Genomic DNA, 2,208 nt, shown 5'->3' with positions numbered 1-2,208 from the left:
GTGTCCGCCTGAACGGCGCGCCGCTGCCCGCCCCCACCCCGCGCCCGTGGAACGAGCCGCTGCGTGTCGCCTGCTCCGACCCCGATCACGTCGCCCCCGACCAGCGCAGGGCGCTGCTGGGGCTGTGGAGCGAGGGCGTGGCCCCGCGGCCGGGGGGCGCCGCCGGCCTGGAGTACCTGCGGGTGGCGCGCGGGGAGCTGGACGCCATCGCCTTCAGCTGGGAGTTCCCCTGGGACCACGCGGCCGGCCTGCTGTTGGTCACCGAGGCGGGCGGGGTGCAACGCACCGTCGCCGGAAAGCCGTTCCGGCTGGCGGGGGGCAACGCCCTGCCGTTCACCGCCGCCCGCGACGAGGCGACCGCGCGACGTATTCTCGACCTGCTGGCGGCGGGACGAACCGACGCCGCCTGAACCCCAACCGCGAGGGGAGAGCCGACACCGTGGCCTCATTGCGTGACGTTGTGGTGGTGGGATCGGGCCCGAACGGCCTGACCGCCGCGATCGAACTGGCCCGCCGGGGCTACTCCGCCGAGGTGTTCGAGGCGGGGGACGGCATCGGGTACACCCGCCTCACGTGGCGGGAGGAGGCCAGCGGCCCGTGGACGGATTCGGTGAAGGCGTGCACCCGTACCCCGGCGCGCCCCAGAGAACGCGCGGCCCCGAGGGAACCGTGGTGGAAGGGGTTGCGATCCAGGCGGAACAAAAGGGCGGGCACGGCCGTGTCGAGCGATCCCATGGGACGGCATACTTCACGGTTCCGACCCGCTCGGGCATTTGGCGCCCCGATCGGACTACCGGAAAGCGTTCGGGCAGCCCATTGTAGAGATATTCTGATTGATCCCGGTTCCCGGAGTCCGAAGCGGAATCATTCCGGGAACACCATTGCGCCACCGGGGTGACGGGGTCGCACGGCACATACCGAAAGGCGTGGAAAATCCTGCGCGTCGCCCCCGGAAAGCGGAGGATGTCGGCCCGGATCACCTCGACGGGAACACCCGGTCCACCCGCATCGGCCATCCGGTCGTCCGGTCACACCGACACCAGGAGGAAAAATGCCGTTGGGAATCGGCGCGCCGGTGCTGGGCGCGGTCCTCGCGCTGCTGCTCACGGCCCCGGCACCGGGGGCGGCCCCGGGGGCGGTGGGTGAACCCCAGCCCCCACCCGGGACGTCGGCGCCCGCTCCGACACCGGCCGGGGAAGCGGCCGGGGGAACAACCGGGGAAGCGACGGGCCGAGCGGCGGATGACCCGGCGGGGACCGGGACCGCGCCGGGAGCGGAGGACGCCGACGGGGTGCCCGCCGGGATCTCCTTCGGCGCGTTCCTCGGATCCGGCCCCGAGGGCATCCTGCGCTCCGGGCGCTTCCAGGAGTGGCTGAACGGCCCCGAGATGACCGTCGGACACACCTACCTGCCCGGTGACGTGTGGGAGAACATCGAGGGCCGGCCGGAGTTCCTGCGCCCCTGGGCCGAATGGCGGCGGGGCACGCCGGAGCGGATGTTCGTGCTGAACGTGCCGATGCTGGAGCGCAGCGAGGGCCGGGTGCCGGACCGCACCGTGGCCCGACTGCTGTCCGCCGGGGCGCGGGGGGACCACGACCGGCGGTTCCGCACCCTCGCCGAGCGGCTGGTGGGCCTCGGGTTGTCGGACACCGTGATCGTGTTGGGCTGGGAGATGAACGGCACCACCTACACGCACCGTTGCGCTCCCGACCCGGCGGCGTGGAAGGAGTATTGGCGGCGGATCGTCACCGCGATGCGGTCGGTTCCGGGTCAGGAATTCCGTTTCGATTTCGCTCCGAATCGCGGTACCGACGCGATCCCGTGGACCGATTGCTATCCGGGTGACGACGTGGTGGACATCATCGGCATGGACTCCTACGACCAGCCGCCGGGAAACACCTTCGACGAGCACGTGGAACAGCCCCTGGGGCTGCGCGACCACGTGGAGTTCGCGGCGGCCCGGGGAAAGCCGATCTCGTATCCGGAATGGGGGTTGTTCCGCAACGGCGACAATCCGGAGTACATGCTGCGGATGCTGGAGTGGATCGCCGAACACCAACCGATCTATCACACGATCAGCGATTACTGCCCGCACGGCGTGTGGTGGTGCGGGCGGAACCCCCGATCGGCGGAGGTCTTCCGGGCCCTGCTCGGCTCCGGCGGGGTGCCGACGGGCGACGGGACGGGGAGCCCGGGGAGCCCGGGAAT

Annotated in this window: 3 protein-coding genes and 1 pseudogene; 3 read left to right on the top strand and 1 reads right to left on the bottom strand. The window is 71.5% G+C overall.

Going from position 1 to position 2,208, the window contains the following annotated elements; translation table 11 throughout:
• Together FNQ90_RS20390 and FNQ90_RS27635 are read left to right on the top strand one after the other, a co-directional pair.
• The coding region (locus FNQ90_RS20390) for an inositol monophosphatase family protein (protein ID WP_323380095.1) at positions 1-410 on the top strand (410 nt) is incomplete at its 5' end.
• 29 nt (positions 411-439) lie between these two features.
• Positions 440-559, top strand: a pseudogene (locus tag FNQ90_RS27635) (FAD-dependent oxidoreductase); the annotation flags it as partial.
• Here the strand turns inward: FNQ90_RS27635 and FNQ90_RS27630 are convergent.
• The gene (locus FNQ90_RS27630) at positions 520-735 is read right to left on the bottom strand and encodes a hypothetical protein (protein WP_228471429.1); all 216 of its coding nucleotides are present in this window, start codon (positions 733-735) and stop codon (positions 520-522) included. The pseudogene FNQ90_RS27635 and the gene FNQ90_RS27630 sit on opposite strands and share 40 nt — an antisense overlap.
• A 316-nt stretch (positions 736-1,051) precedes the next feature.
• On the opposite strand from FNQ90_RS27630, the gene FNQ90_RS20380 reads away from it, so the two are divergent.
• A partial coding sequence (locus FNQ90_RS20380) for a glycoside hydrolase family 26 protein (protein ID WP_182607691.1) occupies positions 1,052-2,208 on the top strand: 1,157 nt, incomplete at its 3' end.

The organism is Streptomyces alkaliphilus (assembly GCF_014141535.1).
Lineage (GTDB): Bacteria > Actinomycetota > Actinomycetes > Streptomycetales > Streptomycetaceae > Streptomyces > Streptomyces alkaliphilus.
This window is presented reverse-complemented; position numbering and strand designations above follow the sequence as displayed.